This window comes from Jannaschia maritima (genome assembly GCF_030973515.1).
Taxonomy (GTDB): domain Bacteria; phylum Pseudomonadota; class Alphaproteobacteria; order Rhodobacterales; family Rhodobacteraceae; genus Jannaschia; species Jannaschia maritima.
Map to the genome: position 1 here is coordinate 1 of NZ_JARGZA010000043.1, position 1,063 is coordinate 1,063.

Annotated in this window: 3 protein-coding genes; all 3 read right to left on the minus strand. The window is 72.2% G+C overall.

The features are described 5' to 3' along the window. Positions 1–334: MATE family efflux transporter (locus P0084_RS18485; RefSeq protein WP_308918369.1), on the minus strand; the 334-nt coding region annotated here is incomplete at its 3' end. Continuing rightward, positions 327–839, minus strand: coding sequence for a PaaI family thioesterase (locus P0084_RS18490; RefSeq protein ID WP_308918370.1), 513 nt, complete (start codon positions 837–839; stop codon positions 327–329). The genes P0084_RS18485 and P0084_RS18490, both read right to left, overlap by 8 nt. Then, positions 836–1,063: PaaI family thioesterase (locus P0084_RS18495; protein WP_308918371.1), on the minus strand; the 228-nt coding region annotated here is incomplete at its 5' end. The genes P0084_RS18490 and P0084_RS18495, both read right to left, overlap by 4 nt.

Below are 1,063 nucleotides of genomic sequence, written 5' to 3' on the forward strand. Positions count from 1 at the left end.
GGATCAGCACGGCCCCCGCCCCGCCCGCGATCAGCAGGGCGCGTGTCAGGAGTGCCGTCACCTCGTCCCGGTCCCCCGCCCCCAGCGCCTGCGCCGCGAGCCCGGTGGTGCCCATCCGCAGGAAGCCGAAGATCCAGTAGAGCGAGGTCAACACGATCGCGCCGACGCCCACGGCGGCGATCGGCGCGGCCTCGCCCATCTGGCCCACCACGCCGGTGTCGACCACGCCCAGGATCGGAACCGTGGCGTTCGACAGCACGATCGGCAACGCGATCTTCAGGACGCGGCGGTTCGTGGGCTCGATCGTCCGCCGGCCCCGCCGCGCGTCAGGCATCGTCCCCCGTCCCGGGCATCAGGAAGTGCCCCGTGGCCTGGCCGAACAGGCGGTCGCGGTTGTCCTGCCACCCTTCGACGTGGACGGAGGCATAGCGGCGGCCGGACCGGACCACCCGGGCGCGGGCATAGGCGTCGCGCGGAAGCCCCGCGCGCAGATAGTCGACGGACAGGTCGATGGTCTTGGGCAGACGGGGCAGCGTGTCCGGCGTCAACGACCCCGCCGCCAGGCGACCCGATTCGAGGTCGTCCCACAGCATGGCCCAGGACAAGGTGACGACTGCCGTCACCTCCAGGAAGGCGGCGGTGGCGCCGCCGTGAAGGGCGGGCAGCGCAGGGTTGCCGACGAGCTTCGGATCGAAGGGCATGACGCCCGTCAGCTCGTCCCCGCGGCGTTCGAAGGTCAGGCCGAGGAATCCGATATAGGGCACGCCGTCCACCAGGGCGCGCAGGGCGGCGTCGCGGCGCTGCTTGACGACCTGCACGGGCTCCGGCTTGCGCGTCACCGCGGACCTCCCCGACCCCAATCCACCGTGAAGGCCCCATTCGCGACCGCGACCACGCCATCGTCGTCCGCGGCCTCCGCCCGAACGAAGGCGACCGACCGGGTGACGCGATGGCAGTGCGCCGTGGCCACGATCGTCGCATGCGGGGTGGCGGGACGCATGTAATCGATGCGCAGGTCCATCGTCGCGGTGCCCAGGGGGCCGGACGGATAGCACAGGACCGC